General features: G+C 41.9%; 2 protein-coding genes. Both read left to right on the top strand.

Features of this window, described 5'->3' with window-relative positions; translation table 11 throughout:
• Positions 1–100 precede the first annotated feature (100 nt).
• On the top strand, positions 101–1240 hold the full coding sequence (locus RDS42_RS14105; RefSeq protein WP_308784218.1) for a glucose-1-phosphate adenylyltransferase: 1140 nt from the start codon (positions 101–103) through the stop codon (positions 1238–1240).
• A 1-nt stretch (position 1241) separates the two neighbouring features.
• Positions 1242–2357: a glucose-1-phosphate adenylyltransferase subunit GlgD gene (glgD, locus tag RDS42_RS14110; protein WP_308784219.1), complete on the top strand. Its 1116-nt coding sequence runs from the start codon at positions 1242–1244 to the stop codon at positions 2355–2357.
• Positions 2358–2492 lie beyond the last annotated feature (135 nt).

Genomic DNA, 2492 nt, shown 5'->3' on the forward strand with positions numbered 1-2492 from the left:
CAACTTTTTTATATTTTTTCACTTTAACTTATGGTAATTTCCGTACAAAAATTGTATAATAAGGGAGTACAAGCATATAAAAGGAAAGTGAGGGTTCACTATGAAACAAAACAACATGTTAGCGATGATTTTAGCTGGCGGACGTGGCAGCAGACTCCATGAGCTTACAAACAAAGTGGCTAAACCCGCAGTTTCATACGGTGGAAAATACCGCATTGTTGATTTCCCTTTAAGTAACTGTGCAAACAGTGGAATTGATATTGTAGGTGTTCTTACACAGTATGAATCTGTTCTTCTTAACAGCTATGTCGCTGCTGGCGGACGTTGGGGACTGGACGCAAGAGAAAGCGGTGTCTTTGTACTTCCGCCCCGTGAAAAAGCAGATGCAGATCTGGATGTTTACCGCGGAACTGCTGATGCGATTTCACAGAACATTGATTTTATTGATAAGTATGCCCCGGAATATGTTCTCATCCTTTCCGGCGACCATATTTATAAAATGAATTATTCAAAAATGTTGGCTTACCACAAAGAAATGAACGCAGACGCTACAATTGCTGTTATCGAGGTTCCTATGAAGGAAGCCAGCCGTTTCGGTATCATGAACACTGACGAAGAAGGTCATATTGTAGAATTCGAGGAAAAACCGGAACATCCTAAGAGCAATCTTGCTTCCATGGGTATTTATATCTTCAATTGGAAGCTTCTGCGTAAAATGCTCCTTGCAGACATGAAGGATGCAGATTCTCATCACGATTTTGGTAAAGATATCATTCCTACACTTCTTGCTGATCAGAAAACTCTTGTAGCTTACAAATACCAGGGTTACTGGAAAGATGTAGGAACTATCGACTCCCTCTGGGAAGCGAACATGGATCTTCTGAACAGCAGCAATGAGCTTGATCTCAATGATCCTACCTGGAAGATTTATACCGAAGATATTCCTGCGCTTCCTCAGTATATCGGTCCGAATGCCAATGTTGACAAAGCATTTATCACCCAGGGCTGTGTGGTTGAAGGCGAGATTAAAAATTCTGTACTGTTCACCGGAGCCAAAGTAGGCAAAGGTGCCAAAATCATTGACAGTGTGCTCATGCCGGGCGTTGTAGTAGAAGACGGCGCTGTTGTACAGCGTGCTCTTGTGGCTGAAAATATAACGATCGGAGCAGGTGCTGTTGTAGGAAGCGCTGACAGTGAGCATATCGAACTTGTGTCCAAACGTGTAAAGGGGGTAGAATAAGATGGCTAACGCACTTGGAATCATTGCAGCTTCTGCAACACATATCAAAGTAGAAGGACTTCAGCAGTATCGTCCCATCGGAGCATTCTCTTTCCTTGGCAGATATCGCGTAATCGATTTTCCAATTTCCAATATGAGCAACAGCGATATCGACCGCATTCAGGTATACATAAGACGCAAACCACGTTCTCTGGTAGAGCATCTTGGTACAGGCCGTCATTACAACATCAACTCCAAACGCGGAAAACTTCAGATCCTGTTCTCACAGAACAGTTCCGAAAATGACGTCTACAATACTGATATTGCTGCTTATTACGAAAATATCGAAATGATCCAGAGATCTCATCAGCAGTATGTTGTCATTGCTCCCAGCTATATGGTATATGCAGAGAATTATGATGCGCTTCTTCAGACACATATTGAATCCGGAGCGGACATCACACTTCTGTATCATTCCGTAGACAATGCAAAAGAAGCTTTTCTGAACTGTGACGTTCTCAACCTGAACAGACAGAAAGGTGTAGAATCCATTGAAAAGAACCGCGGAAGCGCCAAAAACCGCAACATCTTTATGGATACTTATGTTATGAAAAAAGACCTTTTTGTGGATTTGATCCTGAAGGCAAGAAAAATGTCTTCCATGATCACGCTTCCGCAGATTGTAAATGCATCCTGCAGTGAGCTTGATATCCGCGGTGTGTCCCATAAAGGATATTTCGCTACAATCACAGACTTCAAGAGCTATTTTGATGCAAATATGTCCCTGATCGACCTGAAAAATGCTCAAAACCTGTTTAATCCTGAGTGGCCAATCTACACCAGAACAAACGACTCCTGTCCAACTCAGTATTTCGACAGTGCAGATGTGAAAAATTCTGTTGTTTCCAACGGATGTCTTGTTGAGGGAACTGTAGAAAATTCTGTTATCGGACGTGGCTGCCAGATTAAAAAAGGCGCTGTTGTTAAAAATTGTGTTGTTCTTGCAAATACAGTAATCGGTGAAGATGTCCATGTAGAAAATCAGGTCATTGACAAATGGGCTCAGATCACCAAAGAAAGAGAGATTGTAGCAGAAAACGATCATCCGGGATATATCAGAAGAGACGATATCCTGTAAATAAATCCAACAGAGGATGGCAGTTCCTATTTGATCTGTCCTCATTCTATTTAAAGAAAAGTTCCTATAGACCCAGGGTTCTCCAGAACCCGGTCCTCTATAGGAACTTCTTGTTTATATCTGCCTGATCAAAAA

Origin of the sequence: uncultured Blautia sp. (assembly GCF_902497045.1) — a bacterium.
Classification (GTDB): domain Bacteria; phylum Bacillota; class Clostridia; order Lachnospirales; family Lachnospiraceae; genus Blautia_A.